14 protein-coding genes are annotated in these 17,921 nt (G+C 42.2%); 3 read left to right on the top strand and 11 right to left on the bottom strand.

The annotated features are described in order from the left end of the window. Positions 1–29 precede the first annotated feature (29 nt). Positions 30–1,256, bottom strand: coding sequence for a trypsin-like peptidase domain-containing protein (locus QL886_RS03180; protein WP_290177618.1), 1,227 nt, complete (start codon positions 1,254–1,256; stop codon positions 30–32). 720 nt (positions 1,257–1,976) lie between these two features. On the opposite strand from QL886_RS03180, the gene QL886_RS03185 reads away from it, so the two are divergent. Beyond that, a complete protein-coding gene (locus tag QL886_RS03185) occupies positions 1,977–2,684 on the top strand; it encodes a hypothetical protein (protein WP_290177619.1) in 708 nt (235 codons plus the stop codon). A 123-nt stretch (positions 2,685–2,807) separates the two neighbouring features. Further along, the gene (locus QL886_RS03190) at positions 2,808–3,548 is read left to right on the top strand and encodes an MHYT domain-containing protein (RefSeq protein ID WP_165596807.1); all 741 of its coding nucleotides are present in this window, start codon (positions 2,808–2,810) and stop codon (positions 3,546–3,548) included. Between the two features lie 126 nt (positions 3,549–3,674). Here QL886_RS03190 and QL886_RS03195 read toward each other — a convergent pair whose 3' ends face one another. Next, positions 3,675–4,826 carry an ATP-grasp domain-containing protein gene (locus tag QL886_RS03195; protein WP_290177620.1) on the bottom strand — a complete coding sequence of 384 codons (1,152 nt, stop codon included), beginning with the start codon at positions 4,824–4,826 and terminating at the stop codon, positions 3,675–3,677. A 288-nt stretch (positions 4,827–5,114) separates the two neighbouring features. Between QL886_RS03195 and QL886_RS03200 the strand changes: the two genes are divergently transcribed. Further along, positions 5,115–6,389: a TerD family protein gene (locus QL886_RS03200; protein ID WP_290177621.1), complete on the top strand. Its 1,275-nt coding sequence runs from the start codon at positions 5,115–5,117 to the stop codon at positions 6,387–6,389. A gap of 123 nt (positions 6,390–6,512) precedes the next feature. Here the strand turns inward: QL886_RS03200 and QL886_RS03205 are convergent, their stop codons facing one another. The 9 genes from QL886_RS03205 to QL886_RS03245 form a co-directional block, all read right to left on the bottom strand. After that, the gene (locus QL886_RS03205) at positions 6,513–7,121 is read right to left on the bottom strand and encodes a TerD family protein (RefSeq protein WP_057760836.1); all 609 of its coding nucleotides are present in this window, start codon (positions 7,119–7,121) and stop codon (positions 6,513–6,515) included. Between the two features lie 76 nt (positions 7,122–7,197). After that, positions 7,198–7,950, bottom strand: a complete 753-nt coding sequence (locus QL886_RS03210; protein WP_057760834.1) for a TIGR00266 family protein — start codon at positions 7,948–7,950, stop codon at positions 7,198–7,200. Positions 7,951–8,155: 205 nt separating this feature from the next. Next, positions 8,156–8,731, bottom strand: a complete 576-nt coding sequence (locus QL886_RS03215; RefSeq protein ID WP_057760832.1) for a TerD family protein — start codon at positions 8,729–8,731, stop codon at positions 8,156–8,158. Positions 8,732–9,185: 454 nt separating this feature from the next. After that, on the bottom strand, positions 9,186–10,106 hold the full coding sequence (locus tag QL886_RS03220) for a glutaminase (RefSeq protein WP_102078669.1): 921 nt from the start codon (positions 10,104–10,106) through the stop codon (positions 9,186–9,188). Positions 10,107–10,354: 248 nt separating this feature from the next. Then, positions 10,355–11,422 (bottom strand): DUF475 domain-containing protein, encoded by a 1,068-nt coding sequence (locus QL886_RS03225; protein ID WP_101206443.1) that lies wholly within the window; start codon positions 11,420–11,422, stop codon positions 10,355–10,357. A gap of 227 nt (positions 11,423–11,649) precedes the next feature. Beyond that, positions 11,650–12,225, bottom strand: coding sequence for a TerD family protein (locus tag QL886_RS03230; RefSeq protein ID WP_057760825.1), 576 nt, complete (start codon positions 12,223–12,225; stop codon positions 11,650–11,652). Positions 12,226–12,503: 278 nt separating this feature from the next. Next, positions 12,504–14,810, bottom strand: coding sequence for a bifunctional 23S rRNA (guanine(2069)-N(7))-methyltransferase RlmK/23S rRNA (guanine(2445)-N(2))-methyltransferase RlmL (gene rlmKL / locus QL886_RS03235; protein ID WP_238052423.1), 2,307 nt, complete (start codon positions 14,808–14,810; stop codon positions 12,504–12,506). A 150-nt stretch (positions 14,811–14,960) separates the two neighbouring features. After that, positions 14,961–16,145, bottom strand: coding sequence for a mechanosensitive ion channel family protein (locus tag QL886_RS03240; RefSeq protein ID WP_290177622.1), 1,185 nt, complete (start codon positions 16,143–16,145; stop codon positions 14,961–14,963). 147 nt (positions 16,146–16,292) lie between these two features. Further along, on the bottom strand, positions 16,293–17,783 hold the full coding sequence (locus QL886_RS03245; protein ID WP_290177623.1) for a dihydrolipoyl dehydrogenase: 1,491 nt from the start codon (positions 17,781–17,783) through the stop codon (positions 16,293–16,295). Positions 17,784–17,921: the final 138 nt, after the last annotated feature.

The raw sequence follows: 17,921 nt of genomic DNA on the forward strand, positions 1-17,921 counted from the left end.
CGCTTTTATTTATATATCGTATAGATTTCTTAACCCTGACAGCCAACCAGCCATAGGGCACTGCGACTTTGCTTGCTTAGCTGAGGTGTGGTAAGAGGCGTAGCATTGGTCAAATCAGACGTGTTCTCCAAACTGATGCCAGCGCTCGCCAGTAGGGCAGATAATAACTGAAATTTCACCGCATAGTTCATATTTTGTGCATGTTCATGAACCAGACTGGATGTGACCATACCGACGACCTCTCCAGTCGGCAATAATAAAGGACTACCACTAGATCCAGGCTGAATGGGTGCAGTGAATTGTATATGACGGATATCGTTATTTAAACCTGTCAATCCTGATATACAGCCTTGGGTGACTTGCAGTTGGCTACTCAGTCCTGATAACGGAAACCCCAGTGTGGTAATGGTCTCACCCAATATATCAACACATTGCTGCGCCAATGGGAGGTAGCTAGGCAAAGGATCGCTAACTCTAATAATGGCTGAGTCGCTTCCGATATCGCTGAATACGACTTGTGCCTCGCGATCAGGCTGACCTTGCTGACGTATGCCAATCATTGCTGCTGACTCAATCACATGATAGCAGGTCAGCAGATGATAGGGATCAATAGCAAACGCTGTTCCTGTCCAAGTCTCGCCTGCTTGTACATGACGGGGAGGGCGAGCTTCGTTGTTTGGTTGAGTACGCTGCTGCTGTTGTGCTTCTTGAATAAGTGTATGTGTGCTAGGTGGACGAATATCCAGACTAACCTGTACATGATGTTCAAGGCTCGCTAAGCCTTGGGTTGATGCCTCGCCAAGCGCACGACATTTGAAATGTCTATTACGTTGATATATTTCTAATATAATCGCCGCTTTGACATGCCGCTCGTTCGTTGTGAAGTTATAGCGAACATCCCCGTTGTTGAGCGTGAGGCTTACGTCATTTAACTCTACCGCTGGCAAGTTTAGGCTTGGCTCATGATAAACATAAGCAATCAGTTGTAAGAAATTAACGCCAAGTGTATCAAATAACTGGGGTAAATCTAACTGCCATGCGCTTGGATTATCCTTGTTATCGAGCTGAGCCCAGTCTTTAGACTCATGTAAATAAGCAGGACTACAAACTGCTTTACGGTGGGCATCTAATGGCAACCATAATAGCCCAAGCTGCTGTCCAAACTCTAATGGTTTAGTAGTAGAAAATGCGATCGAGCATTTTGGATTTTCGATAACCGTATTGGCTCCTAGCACTAATTCGACTTGCTTCGACATCACATTTCCTTAGTTTATTTGCGCGATTATAATTATTTTATTGTTTAATGATTTTATCCTTGAGACTAAAGTTTGACTACACAAAGGGTTTTGATTTTATTTTGAACCTATCATTCTACAAAGAGAAAATATTAATAGGGGTTTTAATATACAGTTAAGATTAATTGCATAATAGATATATCAAGATATATAGGTTTAAATAATTTCGGAATTCCTTTTAATAATTAATTACTTTTAGGAAATAATGATGAAGTTTTACAGTCTAGCCATTTGTCGGCTAATGAAGCCACTTATCGGACAAAGCCATATAGTGTATTGCTACAAAACAGGATTCCGGTGATAATACAGTCAAAATCTATTGCTATTTAGTAACTCTACTGTGACCAAATATTATCTGTAAAGTCTGAAAATAGTATTTGATTTAAACCTATTAATTCTAATCTTATTTTCAAGCTTGTTACTGTTTCTCGATTAATGAATTTCTAGTAGTTAGAGCACTTGTATGCTTAATAACTATAAAAGTCGAAGTTTCATCTACTGAATATATTTCATTTCTTATAATATAAAAGATATACAAAAACTATTGTGTGGTTGATGTCTGAATATTTTTTATATTGTGAGAAAGTCAGTTGGTGGACCTTTGAAACGTTATTCACATTAGTTTATCTAGATAGCTTGATATAAGAAAGCGTAGCAGTATTTTAAGAAAAGGAGTGCTCTGTGAAATTCTCTTGTGCATTAGAAACGTCTTCTGAACGTATTCGTCTGGTCAATGTTATTTCGCCGCTTATCAAAGCAGGTTATCAGCTAGTCTCCCAAAAGCAAGAACCTTCAGAGAATGGTGGTAATATCATTCATGTGATCGCAAGAAGCCTAGGCTCTAAAACGCAGGAAGATCTAATCGATGACTTGTCTTCAATTGAAGGTTGTACGCTTTTTAATCTAGAAATAGAAGAAGAAGGCGAATCGTCAGTTGCCCCTGCAAAAAAGACATTGGATGAGAAAAGTGTCTTATCAGCCATTGGTGCTTATTACCCTAAAATAGCAGATATTGTCAGCCAGTATGAAGATAGTTTACCTATTGAGCGACGTGTGACGGCATTGCAAGAGTTGGGTCGTAAGGTTGGCGGCGGTATTTACCAGCGTGATTATTCACTTGGCAGTCCACTGAAGATGCCTACTACGATCACTCGTGAGCTTGTGCCAGCACTGAAAGGTCTGTCTAAAGTTAAAGCAAAAAACAATGTGATCTATTTAATCAAATGTCCGTTCTGTAAGTCGTCAGATCATACTCACTCAGGATGTCATTTTATTGTGGGCTATATAGAAGGCTTTTTGGCAAGCAACCCTGCTATAGATGTGGTTCAAGTTGAAGAGACTAACTGCGGCGCCGGTAGTACCAATATTTGTGAGTTTACCATTGGGTAGGAAAAATTGTGTGTAGATAATTTCATGTCTATGCAAAAAAAATCAACGAGCGAATGACGCACCGTGTTGCAATAAAAGTAACGTTATTTGACTCAATTCTTATGATAGATAAAAGGCAAAAAAATGATGGAAGTTGAATATAACTTACTTTTGGTGTTGGTCTCATACGCCATTGCAGTATTTGGTTCTTATGTTGGCTTAAACCTTGCCATTCGAGTACCTTCTGCTAAGCCAGGAACGGATTTGTATTTTTGGGTAGCGCTATCATCGATTGCTATCGGTGGTGCGATTTGGTCTATGCATTATATTGGTATGATGGCAGTAGATATGAAAATGCCTGTGACTTATGACTTGGGTCTGACGATTGTTTCAATGCTACTCGCGATTTGTTTCGTTGCAGTCGGTATTGTCATCGTAGGTCGCGGTGAACCAAGCGTTGCTAAGTTAATCGGTGGTGGTGTGCTTACTGGACTGGGTGTTGCAGCTATGCATTATACCGGTATGGCCTCCATGCAGATGGACGCTACCATGTCATACAATATACCGCTGCTTATCTTATCAATTGTGATTGCTATTGCAGCTGCTATCGCTGCGCTATGGTTAGCATTCAATCTACGTGGTACATTACAGCGTTTTGGTAGTGCCTTCATCATGGGTCTTGCAGTTTGTGGTATGCATTACACTGGTATAGCCGCGATGGAAATGACGATGACGGATCACTCGATGTCTATGGATTATACGCATGCAGGTGCCATATCTTCATCAATTATGATCTTCATCGGTTCAGCAATCGTACTTAGCTTACTATGGGTCATTGCTTCTAAAAATGCACCTAAGCAAGCAACATTAGCATTTGGCGAGTAATTTTAAACGCTCATTTTTAATACCAATTGAACAGAAAATAAAAAAGGTTTTTAGATTAATATCTAAAAACCTTTTTTATTTTCTGTTCAAATCATTTACTAACCACGAGCATGCCTAGCGGACTATTTATTCATCACCCTTTTCAATTTTCACACTCAACATAATAGAGCGTACTTGGCATGGTTCAATATGCTGAATATTGGTCTCTAAGTTAGGTCTCTCTGATAACCCCAACCAATAAGAAAAGCCGACTTGCGTCAGGTCAGTTCCACTATGAGAAGTATAACCAATACCACCTGATGGACGACTATTGATCTCAAGAACACGGTGCTGACCGCTATCATCAGCTTTGGTTTGTACACTGACGATGCCATCACAGCCAAAAGCCCTAATCAGTGGGATTACGACATCCATGACAGACTGCTCATAACCAACATGTTGTATTTTTCCTGTTTTATGACGAGTGACAGCAGCTAGGACTTCGCCATATTCACAGACTACATCGATAGAGTACTCTTGCCCAGATAGATAAGGCATCAGCAACATGGGAATAGGGCGCTCGTGTACCATTTGGCTGTTGGTATAGGCATTCACAAATTGGGCTGTGTTGATTTTTTTCTCTTCAGTGAAGTATAAGTGCTCAAAGCTGTCGTACTGCTCATCATATTCTTTACCAGTGTCTAGTCGCCAAAACCCTTGTGCAAAAATACCGACGACAGGTTTCACACATAGAGGCTGGTCGCCATGCTCGGCGAGTAAAGCCTCAAGTTCAGCAGTATTGTTAAAACGCCATGCGTCTGCCACTGGAATATTATAAGTGTGACAATGCTGCATAAAAGCAAATTTATCATCGATTGATTCTAGTGCCGCCACGCTGGTTGCACCTGTTAACAAGCGAATACCAGCAGCGTCAAATTTTTCACGATGCACTTCATAATCGATACCATTGCGCCCAGTCAGTAGTACTTTTACGTTATGCTTTTGAGCTTGCTCTAATACGAACTGCCAGCGTGGTATAGCAGGTTCGCTAGTCGTCTGGGCATCAGTATCCACAGCTGAATTAGATGGCTCGCGATAAACCATATCGGCGAATTCGAAAATCTCAGGTCTATCATGACGGTGTGAGGCAATAACTTGAAAAGGGTTGTTTGAAGGACTGCTTGATTTGCTCTTTAAACTTTGTAAGCTATCTAACATATCACGCTGGCTAGATTGACCTTCAGCTAACCACGCCGCTACTGGTATTGAAGGGTTACTATTGTCAGCAAGATTATTCATAATTCTCTCAGCGTTATCATTAGGTGTAGGGGAATGGGCAAGTCAATATTGCTACTGCAAATCTAGTAGTAATATTAGCAAAGGTATACGGTTTAATAGGACGTATTATATACAAATGATATGCGTTATAAACGCCTCTAATAAAATAGTCATAGGGATTTGTAAGGACGACTTTAGCGCTTATATCGCGATTGTCTGGTTCAAAATTTTCATAATATCCATGCTACTATATGACGACAGTCAGCATGACAATGACAACAGCATAATAAATAATCTAAAGGACGTATGATGAGTCAAAACCAACCTCAAAAACTAATTGCAGGTGCCAATGCGCCACTACCGACTGACAATATTAGCATTCGTATTTTAAGCCAAAATGCCATCGATTGTGCTGCTTATCGCCTGACTAATGACGGCAAAGTGCGCGGTGATGGTGACATGATATTTTATGGTCAGACACGTAGCGATGATGGTAGTGTTAGCTTCCGTGGTCATGACAGTGATGGTTTTTTTGATGTCAATTTGTCTGCACAGCCTGCAACTATTGAGAAAATTGCCCTAGCGTTCTCTAGTGCGCAAACATTGTCGCAAGTTGGCGATGTGGACATTCAAGTTCTGCAAGGCAATCAAGTGCTAATGACTTGTCAGCTGAGTAGCGCTGGACGTAATGAAAAAGCCATTATATTGGCTGAATGCTATCGCAGACAAGGAAGCTGGAAATTTCGTTTTATCGCCCAAGGATTTGAGGGAGGGCTAAAACCTTTGTCTGAGCATTTTGGTGTGGAAATCGCTGATGACGCGCCTGCCCAAAATCATAACCCTGCACAAAGCCAACCTCAACCTATCAACACGCAGCGACCAATCAATACGCAAAAAGCAGGCAACACGTCTCAAGCTAACAACCCGCCACCGATTCCCGCTAACCCTTCGATTAACTTAAGTAAAATAACATTAACTAAAAACCAATCTAGCATTAATCTTAAAAAACGTGATGACTTTGGCAAAATTTCGGTCAATTTAGACTGGAACCAACGCCCGCAAAATGATAAATCAACACCTAAGAAAGGCATACTGGGTGATTTATTTAAGCAGCATCAATCAAGCGGTATCGATCTAGATGTCGGCGCTATGATTCATCTAAAGAATGGTGAAAAAACCCTGATTCAAGCACTGGGTAATCGCTTTGGTAGTTTACAATCAGCGCCTTATGTTTGCCTACGTGCTGATGATAGAACGGGGCAGGTAAGCGGCGGTGAATGGCTAGATATTAACGGTCAGCAATGGTCACAGATTGAAGAAGTATTTATCTTTGCGTTTATCTACGAAGGCGCACCTAACTGGGAAAAAACCGATGGGGTTGTGACTATCCATGTACCCGATCAATCACCGATTGAGACACGTTTGACCGAAGGTGCGGGTAATCTACCAATGTGTGCCATTGCCCGTTTGGTCAATCAACAAGGCAGTATCAATGTTGAGCGTATCAACCAATATTTCAAAGGTCATCAAGAGATGGACAAAGCGTTTAATTGGGGCTTTAGCTGGAAGCGTGGACGTAAATAGTGTTTTTTAAGATCTAAATAATAAACATAAAAGAGCGGCCCATCTACTGATAGATGGGCCGCTCTTTTTTGAAATAAACTATTTAACTAGATTGGTAATAATCCAGTTAAAGTCTTCAGTCAATTATGCATGTGGTGTGATAGCAGGCATTAAGTCGTGGAAGGTGCGGCCAGAAGCTGTCTCGCCAATCGCATGCATTTTCCATTCATTGTTGTGACGATAAACCTTTGCCATTACCATCGCTGTATGTCCACCTTGGGCAGACAAGTTATAACGTGCTACTTCGCTATTGTTATTGGCATTAACGATACGGCAAAAAGCATTTTCTACTGTCTCAAACGTTTGACCAGTAAAGCTATTGACCGTAAATACCAATGAGACCACATTAGCAGGTACTCTTGAGAGGTCAACGTTTATGACTTCATCATCGCCATCACCGTCGCCAGTACGGTTATCACCAGTATGCACGATACTGCCGTCTTTCGATTTTAACTGACTGAACCAAATGGCATCGACCGCTTGCTTGTTAGCATCGAACATAATGCATGAAGCATCTAAGTCGATAGAGTCGCCACCAGAACCGCCGCCGAATAATTTTCCTAAGAAGCCACCTTTTTTATCCTGTGGCCCTTGCGCGACATCCCAGCCTAGACCTAGTTTAACTTGAGTAAGCTCGCCACCAGCTTCTTTGCTTAGGGAGATTTTTTGACCTTTTTGAAGACTAACTGCCATGTGAGTATCCTTATAATAACTGTGAGTAAAACCGTTTAAAAATAAAGTTAAAAATTGGTATAAATTGTGAAAGGTGCTATAAGATATTGTCTAAGAAGCCACCGCCGCCGCCACGTCCGCCTGAGCTACTACCTAGGACGCTTTGTATCCAACCTTGATAACTGTCGCGATTGCGCGAGCAAATAATGACTTTGCCACTTCCTGAGAAGTTCAGAACCATACCCTCGCCACTAGTAACAGAATTGATAATATTGCTCATGATGCCTTTTTTCTTACTGGTCGAAACTGACAATTTGTATTCAAGATTCGAATCCCAACAGACCACATGACCGTTATCAATGATGACGTCTTTGTCTGGTGTGACATCAATCTCAAACAACGAGCCAAAACCAGATACCACGACTTGGCCTTGGCCTTGGGTCTGCATCACCATGAAACCGCCCGTATCACCAAACACTGCGCCGCCTAAATTGCGCTGAATATTGGCTCTGATATCGACGCCAGTTTGGGCCGCGACAAACGCACCATCACTCAATGTATACTGCTGCTTGCCAACTTCTATGATTTGCATATCACCATCAAGCGTGGGCGCAAGCAAACAGTCGCCCTCACCATTAACCGCTTCAATCTGCTGTTGGAACAATGATTCATCGTTTGCAAAGCGGCGCATCAGTGACTGCATCAGCCCACCTTGTAGCTTACCTTTCAGCTCAAGATTGGACTCCATCATCACCATCGCGTTGGCTTCACAATAAATTGAATCGCCTTTTTTAAGATTACAATGCAAAAAAGGTTCAATAGTACCGATTAAACTGAATGTTGCGGCCATGGCTTGCAAATCCTTATTCTAATATCTTTGTTAAATGCTCTTAATATGTGCGTGTGCTTTTAGGTGCTCTATAGCTTTTATGATAAGCCAATTAAATTTAAAGCCATCAAATGCGTTAAAGGGGCACACTTGATGGCTTATTAGATCACAACCAGACGTCTGATTATGATAATCGGCTTGCTAAACGTTTACGTTGGTTTTAACGTTAAACATTTACGCCATAAGAAGCTGCTAATGGTCCTAGACCACCGCTGAAACCTTGACCGACCGCACGGAATTTCCAATCACCGCTGTGACGATATAATTCACCGAAAATCATCGCTGTTTCAGTGCTGCCGTCTTCTGATAGGTCATAACGAGCGATTTCAGATTCGCCATTGTCGTTTACAACGCGAATATAAGCATCACCAACTTGACCGAAGTTTTGATTACGTGCTTGGCCTTCATAGATGATGGCACAGATAGCTACTTTGTTGACGTCAGCTGGAATGCTCGCAAGATTGATTTTGATTTTCTCATCATCGCCATCGCCTTCGCCAGTACGGTTATCACCAGTATGCTCAACAGCGCCATTGTCTGACTTTAGGTTATTAAAAAAGATAAAATCTTGGTCGTTACGGACTTTGCCTGCTTCGTTAATCAAGAAACCGATTGCATCTAAGTCAAACTCTTGGCCGTCAGTGGCACGTGGATCCCAGCCTAGACCGACTGTAATGTTAGTTAAACCTGGCGCTTCTTTTGATAAGTTTACGTTGCCGCCTTTTGTTAAGCTAATAGCCATACAAATATCCTTTGGATTAATAGTTAAGTGGATTGATTGATAAAAAATAAACTAAAAGTTGTGCAGTGACTGATATCTCAGAGCAAATAATAAAAACTTACCTGTACGCTATGCCCTGCATATCATTACGTTTTACTATACTAAGCGTTTGCTCACTAAGCAAGGCGTATTTTGTGCGCTTACTATATGCTTACTAAGGGACATAATACTTCTGTATCTTTGATAATTTCTAATCAACTTAGCAATAGTCGTTAAGATATTGTTATGAAAAGTAATGTTTCATACAAAAGGGATTTAGCACAAAGGTAGCTTAGATAAAACAATCGCTTTAAAAAGCACCGACTGACTATATGGGCTTAGAACAAACTAACTCATGGCTTAGGTATGCTTCGCAGCTAGTATGAGAGCTTGGCATTATATAAAAAACCTATTTAGACAAATAGACATGTATCTCTTATTCTGCAAAAACCGACCAGCCAGTTTTTTGTACGAAGCGCTCTAGTGCTTTTAGTCCAAGCTTAGAGTTACCTACATGATCAAGCCCTGGCGACCAGACAGCGATAGACCCTTTACCAGGTGCTATCGTCAAAATACCGCCACCAACACCACTTTTGCCTGGTAAGCCCACACGGTAAGCAAATTCGCCAGAACCATCATAATGACCACACATCATCATCAATGAGTTAATACGGCGTGCTCTTTTTTCATTGATTACACGTACTCCTGAGTGCTTATCAACTCCGTTAGACACTAAATAAAGACCGGCACTAGCCAGCTGTTGACAGTTCATTGCAATCGAGCACTGATGAAAATACGTACCTAATACATTATCCACATCGTGTTTTAAACGACCAAAGGATTTCATAAAGTGCGCCAGAGAGGCATTTCGGTCCTTGTGCGCCATCTCAGAAGCCGCTACTTTATGATCAAAGCGAATTGACTCATCATCTGCAATGAGGTGAACAAACTGCAGGATTTCACCCAGTGTTTCTTTAGGTTTATGCCCCATCATAATAGCATCCACCACGGCAATGGCACCAGCATTGATAAATGGGTTGCGCGGTCGGCCAGACTCATGCTCGAGCATCACAATTGAATTAAAAGGATCGCCAGATGGTTCGCGTCCGACGTGTGTCCAAAGTGTATCGCCTAGCTTGCCAAGACCAATGGTTAAGGTAAATACCTTAGAGATACTTTGGATGGAAAACAGAGTGCTTGCATCACCTGCTGCATACATATGCCCATCAGGAGTCGCTACGGCTATACCGAACTGATTAGGATCAATATGAGCCAATTGAGGGATATAATCTGCGACTTTGCCGCGGTCAGTTTCTCTTGCCATCTCTGCAGCAATATCATCAAGAATTTTTTGCATATCGTTTATAGGGTCTTTTTTCGACAAGTTATTTAAGGACGAAGATTTTAACCGAAGATAGGGTAATAGTAACAGGGCAAACGTAATTTTAACCATTGATTGTCTTAATTATGGGTTATTCCGATATTTTGGGGCTTCCACAAGACCTAACAGTATGACAAAAACAGTATGACAAAAAAACAGGCCATACCTGATGATATGACCTGCTTAGATGTATAACTAGATACAGACTACACTGAGAACACGCCTTAGTTTAGGCTTGCTTTCTCAGCTTTACGATGCTGAAGTGACGCTAGCAGCGCCCAACCAATAAAGGCAATACCAATCAAACCAGTGATAATCTCTGGCACATGGAACTTCACTGACAATAGCATAATCAGTGCCAATGCGCCGATGGCATAATGTGCGCCATGCTCAAGATAGATGAACTCGTCAAGCGTGCCTTTGTCTACCAAGAAAATAGTCATAGAACGTACGAACATCGCACCAATTGCAAGACCTAACATGATAACAATCACGTCATTGGTGATTGCAAATGCGCCAATCACACCATCGAAACTGAATGAAGCATCTAGGACTTCTAAGTATAAGAAACCAATGATACCGCCCTTCATAATGGCACTGGTCGCCGCAGCGCCCGAACCATTTTCTTCGTTTTCTAGGTCTTCTTCCAGATCGCCCTCAAGCATACCCGATACAACCTGTACGCCCAGATAAACCAAGATACCCCAAACACCTGCGATTAGGACAGCGCTTGACTGCTCTGCATTGGCCCATGATACCGCGATCATCAAGACGATAAGCGCTACAAATACGCTCATAGCATCGACTTTACCTAGCTTGGCTAAACGGCTCTCAAGCCAGTCAAACCAATGCACGTCTTTGTCATCAAAAATAAAGTTCAAGAATACCAATAGTAAGAAGATACCACCAAATGCTGAGATTTCTGCATGGTGTGCCATCAGTCTTGCTGAGTACTCTTCAGGGCTATATAAAGCCAAGTTGATGACTTCCATCATACCAAGGTCGGCAGTAACCGCGACGATGACAATAGGGAAGACCAATCGCATACCGAATACGGCGATTAGGATACCAACGGTTAAAAATATCTTTTTCCAAAATTCGTCCCAGCCCTTAAGGACTGAAGCATTGACCACCGCATTATCAAAAGATAATGAAATCTCCATGACGGCCAAAATAGCGGTAATAGAAAGAGTGGCTATCATGCCACCCATACCGCCATGTGAATATCCCCACCATGCTGCTATTGCCAAAGCAATTGCGGTAAAGATAAAGTCTAAATAAAAATGTCTCATGACACATCCTGTATGGTTGCGTAAAGCTAAGGTCTACCTAGTATAGGCATGAACCGCAAAAAAGCGGTTATTACTAACCACTTTTTATGCATAATTTTAAACGAAACGTAAAGCATTACTAGTCATTTGGCCATTAAAAATTGTGACTATTTGCAACGATGGCAGTTTACTGTTTTGGACGTGATGACGGTGACTAATAACTGACTAAATACCAGTAAATAATGGTTTTAGATATCGACACCGTATTGCTGACACATCGCTTGCAAACCGCCTGAATAGCCTTGACCAACAGCACGGAATTTCCATTCGCCGTTGTGACGATATACTTCGCCAAACACCATTGCTGTCTCAACAGAATAGTCTTCTGCTAAATCAAAACGTACCACTTCAGTGCCTGTTTCCTCATTGACGACGCGGATAAAGGCGTTTGCGACCTGACCAAAGTTCTGGCTACGAGCAGCAGCGTCATGGATAGTCACTGTCACGACTACTTTATCTACGTCTGCAGGTACTTGAGTGAGATTTACTTTGATAACCTCATCATCACCGTCGCCTTCGCCAGTACGGTTGTCGCCAGTATGCTCGACAGCGCCATTGTCAGACTTCAGTTGATTATAGAAAATAAAGTCATGATCGCCGCGTACTTTACCTGCGCCATTTAGCAAAAATACGCTAGCATCAAGATCGAACTCAGCACCAGAAGTGGCACGCTCATCCCAGCCAAGACCGATAAGTAGCTTGGTTAAATTTGGGTCAGTTTTCGTTAGCGATAAATTACCGCCTTTATTAAGTGATAAAGCCATGGTGTTATCCTTTTTATTAGACGTTAGTGGTTTATGAGGTCATCGAAAAAAGGCGATGCTTACGCAATAACTGCGCAAATCCATCGCCTAGTAACGCTCTATCATAGCAACAAAAAATGGCCCAATCAAAGCTGATTGGGCCATTGTTATATTTCATATACATTCGGCAAAAAACAGAAGTTTCAGGTACTTATACTGCCACTATAAATATTCAACTTTATTTATCAAAATCCTGTTTACGGACTTTAGATTCTAAACTATAAACCTAAAACTTCGAATTATAGACTTTGACGATGACGAATCTCAAAGCTTTGATGAATCGGTTTTTTGATATTGAAATCAAAGCCAATGGTTTTTTGCGTAATATCAATGATGTCATAACGCTGAGTCAACTGCTCATCTAACTCAAAACGCGTAAAGTTGTTAGAAAAGTACAAGACGCCATCAGAGGTTAGGCGGTTCATCGCACGATTAATCAATGCAGCATGATCACGTTGCACATCAAAAGTACCTTGGAATTTCTTAGAGTTTGAGAAGGTTGGTGGATCAATAAAGATAACATCGAACTGTTCGGTATTGTCTTTAATCCACTCAAAGATATCGGCAGCAACGAACTGGTACTTATTGCGGCTAACATCCAAACCGTTCAAGACAAAGTTTTGTTTGCCCCAATCTAGATAGTTCTGTGACAAATCAACGCTAGTGACTTTTTTCGCACCAGCAAGCGCTGCATGCACACTTGCAGTACAAGTATAAGCAAACAGGTTAAGTACTGCTTTACCGCGGCTGTTATCTTTGATACGAGCACGCATATTACGGTGATCGATAAACAGACCAGTATCTAAGTAATCGGTAAAGTTGACATAAAGGTAAGCACCATCTTCGCGCGCAACATGAAACTTGCCACGTTTTTCTGTGGTGTTCTGCTTGCTGTACTGATCGTTACCAGACTGACGAGCACGCGTTTTGATAAAGATCTGTTCACGGTTAATATCAAAGACTTCACGGATACCCATCAATGCCAAGTTAAAGCGCTTTTTTGCAGTCTCAGGTGGGATGGTCTTTGGCGGCGCATATTCTTGCACATGCGCATAATCACCGTATAAATCGATTGCGACTTTGAAATCAGGTAAATCAGCATCGTAAACACGAATGTTGCTTACATGGTCTTTTTTGGCCAGTTTCTTGAGTTTAGCAAGGTTTTTTTGCAGACGATTAATGAAGTCTTGACCCTCTTCTACTTCAATCTCGCGTTTCTCAAAACGACTGACAAGGTTGCCTGTTTGCCCAGCGATAAGCGTGCCGTAGCGGAAATAGACAGTGATAGCACCGTTATGACAACGTAACGTTTTTGGTTCTTTGATCGGTAGAATATCTACTTGTTCGACATGAGAGGCCAATATGCCAAGCATCGGGTCAATGCCACTACCGGCAAAGCTGTCTTGCAATATCAGCCCAATCGCTTGATACAACGGCTTAATCATTTCTTCATCGCCTAAACGCTCACCATACGGTGGGTTGGTAATGACCAAAGGATTGCTCAATCGACCATCATTGACTAATGGCTTGAGCACGTTACTAAGTTGGTCAAGCGCACGATGTTCGATATCGAGTAATGGTAAAAGGTCTTGTAAACCTGCGGCAATTAAGTTTTTTTCTGTGGCAAGAATCGCACCACTATCAGCATCAAAGCCCAACATAAGCGGCAATGTATCAGGCTGCTCATTGGCAATCTCTAATGCTTCGCGGAAACGTGTTTGAGCATCATCAATCATCTCTTGCCATAGCGTCTCATCATGATGCTGCCACTGGTAAAAGCCAAATTGATTGGCGGCTTTGTCGATGCCCACGGCATAGTCGCAATGCATCAATAACGCTTCGATAAGGAACGTTCCAGAGCCGCACATTGGGTCGATTAACGCATTATAAAAAGGTGCGTCGCCAGCTTCATTTTTCTTGTGCCAACCAGCGCTATAGAGTAGGGCGGCTGCCAAGTTTTCTTTTAATGGCGCTTCTGTCATGGCCACGCGATAACCACGGCGATGCAAACTGGTACCGGATAAATCTAAATACAGCTCGGCTTGCTTGTCATTGATGGTTGCAAAAACAGAGAAGTCTGGGTTTTTGCTATCGACGTTAGGACGGCTGTCGTAAACTTCGTTAAAGGTATCGGCAATCGCATCTTTGATACGTAGCATGGCAAACTGCTGACTGACGGCGACACGCTTATCGACAGACAGACGAATAGCAAAGGTTTGCTCTAGGCTAAACTGCTCAGTCCAATTGACCGATTTTGCCAAGCCGTATAGCTGCTCCGCAACGTCGTATTCTGCATTGATGTTTTTACGTTTAATTAGCATCAATACCCGCGATGCCACGCGTGACCATAGGCAGATAGTATATAGCTCACGTAAGCCACCAGTGACAGCTAGACGGCCGGTACTTTTGATTTCGCTGTCAATGCCAAAACTGGTTAGCTCAGTCTGCAGTGGTGCCTCAAGCCCATCGGCACAGGTAATAATAAGATCAAGCGACAACTCTGGTGAAGCTGCTGTTAGAGATGCGGGCGCGGTTTGTTCGGTCATACGGGTACCTGTGGGCTAAATTGACAAAAAAGCAAATAATAAGATAATCGGTGTAACCGGCAATTTTACCATAATTCACAGTAGGATGGTTCAAAGTAGCCGTGTTTAAGATTTTAAGATGTGATAGTCAAATACGTGAAAATAAATTCTCTACTTACCCTTCGTCAGTGGTAATTCCTCTGGAACGATTTGAGTGGTGGTTGCAAAGGGCTTGGTCGCAATAGGGTAGTCAACATCCTTTGGCATTAGCAGGCGCATATGCGGATAGGGCGTAGAGATATTAGCCGCGTCAAACGCGATTTTAATCTCTTCTTGCAGCACTTCTTTGATTTTGGGTATGCGGGCAACGGCTGCTGGTTTGACCCAAAAGCGTACGATAAAAAATACCCCATACTCGCCAATTTCTGCCACAGTCGCTGAGGTTTCAGGACGATTAAGCACCGCATCGGTATTGCTGAGTACTTGCAAGATTTCCTTGCGAGCCGTTTCTATATCATCTTCGAATGCGATACGTACACGAATATCAAAACGGATAAAGTTTTTGGAAGTTAGGTTGATGACTTCTGATGAGGCAACGTTGGAGTTTGGGATAATGACAGTAATATTGTCTCGAGTGAGGATATGAGTGGTGCGCAAGGCGATAAGTACCACCCGCCCTTCATTATCATTGATATGAATCCAATCACCGACTTGAAAAGACTGCTCAAGCAGAATGGTGATACCAGCGATAAAATTAGCAAGGGTAGACTGAGCGGCGAAACCAACCGCCAAACCAACAATACCTAAACCCGCCACTAACGATACGATGTCAAAACCAAATTGCGCCATGACGCTGGCAAGCCCGAGTACCAGTAGTAGTACAGATAAAATATTTTTGAGCAACTGTTCTATGGAAGCATTGAGACCATAATGCTGTAGGACTCTGTGAATGATTTGTCCTGATGATGCCCAAAGTACGTAATAGATACCTGCCCAAGTGCTTGCCTTTGCGGTGGCTTTGATGGTCTCTGGTTCAAAGTTTATCTGACTCATAATCGCTATCAGACTGGCGACAATCCAGACATAGCGCAAAACTGAACGGATAATCTTAGTGCGGCGATCATTTAAACGAATTTTGGCTCTGCTTTGCTTGAGAATATAATTGGCCAACCAATAAAAAAATCCCAATACCGCAAGCAGTATTAGGATCTTTATGCCAGTGCTAGCAAGCTCTACTGCTTGAGAAGACCAATTGAGCGACTCTTCATCTATAGATCCGCCAAGCGCAAGGTAGAGACTAGTATGTAGGTCACGAATGATTTCTTTAAAAAAGTCGGTAACACTAGCGATTGACATTGCTTCGTCCATGCAGGGTGTGTGTATACAAGGTTTGATAAATGAGGTGTCCGGTCACACGTCACCTCAAGTTGTCTAGTCAATCAAATATAGCATGAGTGATGACTAAGCCTAACTCTATTTTTTAGAGCAAGACCTAACTGTAAATTAAAAATTGTCTTCTTGCGCGTCTTGAGATTGATAGGGTATCTCCATTTTGTACTGCACATCACGTAACGCCGTACGTAGTCCCTCTAGTATCGTCGGATGATAAAAAGGGGTGTCGAGCATATCTTTAATACTCAAATCATTGGTAATCGCTGTAGCAAGTATATGACCGATATATTCAGCATCAGGACCGACCATACTGGCGCCTAAAATTCTGTCTGTCTTTTTGCAGCCATAGATATGTAGTAAGCCGCAGTTGACACCCATCACACGGCTACGTCCTTGATTATCAAAGCTCACACTACCGATAACAAATTCGAGTTCTGAATCTTTTTGAATTTCTGGTAGCGACATACCAACATTAACGATTTGCGGTGAGCAAAATACGATAGAGAAAGGAGTCGCAGGTGGGCGAATATAGGCCGCTTCTGTGTTTTCGCAGACCATACTGCCCGCACTATAGCCTTCATCGCTAGCCACATGCAGTAACGGAATATTAGCATTAGCATCCCCAACGATATAAACGTTTAAGTCACCAATCTGGCCTGTTTTTTTACTTAAATCTTTTGGACGGTTTTTATCGTCTAGCTCGACACCTAAGTTTTCGACACCTAGCTGCTTAATATTGTTGCGACGACCAGTAGCAACTAAGACGTACTCGCCTTGCCATTGCTGAGACTCACCAGCACTATCTTCATATTTGATAAACGCACTTTTGTTACCTTCACCTGCTTTTGTGCCTACATCGGTAATTTCGCTACCTAGATGCATGGTTAATTCATGACTTAAGCAATCCATGGCTTTATTATTAATATCATCGTCTTTTAGACCAGCCACTTGTTTGGCACGGTTTAGCAGCGTGACTTCTACACCTAAACGTGTGAATGCTTGTGCAAGCTCTAGACCGATGGCACCAGCACCGACGACAGCCATCGTTTTCGGTAAGTCTTCAAGTTCAAAGACACTATCAGAAGTGAGCATGGTATCACCAAGCTTATCCGCCCACCCATCAGGAATAAACGACGAGCTACCGGTGGCGACAATGATTTGCTCAGCAGCAATGAGCTCATCATTGACCTCGATTAGCCCTTGCTCATTGATATGAGCACGACCGTCGATTTTCTTATGGTCAGGCCAGCTGTCTACTTGCTTTTTAATATAGCTGGCAAAATGACTGCGCTCATCACGTACACGCTCCATAACTCGTTTGCCATCAATTTGCGCGGTCGCATGAATACCAAACTCAGCAGAATGGTTGGCATCATGTGCGCGATCAGCAGCTGCAATTAGCAGCTTACTAGGCATACAGCCGACCGCAATACAGGTCGTGGTCCAAAAACCTTCATTAATAATGACCACATCATCTTTGATTTTACTTGCTTGGCGAAACGCATTTTGACCTGCGGTACCCGCGCCGATAATAGCGACAGATACTTTACGCGTGACTTCTTTTGGCGTATCGTCAGTGGTCGTGTCAGATTGTTTATTCAAATTATTCTCTAATAGGGTAAAGGTTATATTCAGTAATAGACTAAATTCTCGGCTTATATTTTTTATTCTATTTTTATCGTTCTTATGATGAATATTGACTTAATTATAGTGCCAATAATACTGATTTAAGTACAGAAC

The organism is Psychrobacter sp. APC 3281 (assembly GCF_030407815.1).
Lineage (GTDB): Bacteria > Pseudomonadota > Gammaproteobacteria > Pseudomonadales > Moraxellaceae > Psychrobacter.

What these genes read in the sequence shown, in the direction of transcription:
- QL886_RS03215 (WP_057760832.1), bottom strand. Translation starts at nt 8,731, where the DNA reads ATGGCTATTAGCTTAACAAAAGGCGGCAACGTAAACTTATCAAAAGAA.
- QL886_RS03195 (WP_290177620.1), bottom strand. Translation starts at nt 4,826, where the DNA reads ATGAATAATCTTGCTGACAATAGTAACCCTTCAATACCAGTAGCGGCG.
- QL886_RS03205 (WP_057760836.1), bottom strand. Translation starts at nt 7,121, where the DNA reads ATGGCAGTTAGTCTTCAAAAAGGTCAAAAAATCTCCCTAAGCAAAGAA.
- QL886_RS03200 (WP_290177621.1), top strand. Translation starts at nt 5,115, where the DNA reads ATGAGTCAAAACCAACCTCAAAAACTAATTGCAGGTGCCAATGCGCCA.
- QL886_RS03180 (WP_290177618.1), bottom strand. Translation starts at nt 1,256, where the DNA reads ATGTCGAAGCAAGTCGAATTAGTGCTAGGAGCCAATACGGTTATCGAA.
- QL886_RS03210 (WP_057760834.1), bottom strand. Translation starts at nt 7,950, where the DNA reads ATGGCCGCAACATTCAGTTTAATCGGTACTATTGAACCTTTTTTGCAT.
- QL886_RS03240 (WP_290177622.1), bottom strand. Translation starts at nt 16,145, where the DNA reads ATGTCAATCGCTAGTGTTACCGACTTTTTTAAAGAAATCATTCGTGAC.
- QL886_RS03220 (WP_102078669.1), bottom strand. Translation starts at nt 10,106, where the DNA reads ATGCAAAAAATTCTTGATGATATTGCTGCAGAGATGGCAAGAGAAACT.
- QL886_RS03230 (WP_057760825.1), bottom strand. Translation starts at nt 12,225, where the DNA reads ATGGCTTTATCACTTAATAAAGGCGGTAATTTATCGCTAACGAAAACT.
- QL886_RS03190 (WP_165596807.1), top strand. Translation starts at nt 2,808, where the DNA reads ATGATGGAAGTTGAATATAACTTACTTTTGGTGTTGGTCTCATACGCC.
- rlmKL (WP_238052423.1), bottom strand. Translation starts at nt 14,810, where the DNA reads ATGACCGAACAAACCGCGCCCGCATCTCTAACAGCAGCTTCACCAGAG.
- QL886_RS03225 (WP_101206443.1), bottom strand. Translation starts at nt 11,422, where the DNA reads ATGAGACATTTTTATTTAGACTTTATCTTTACCGCAATTGCTTTGGCA.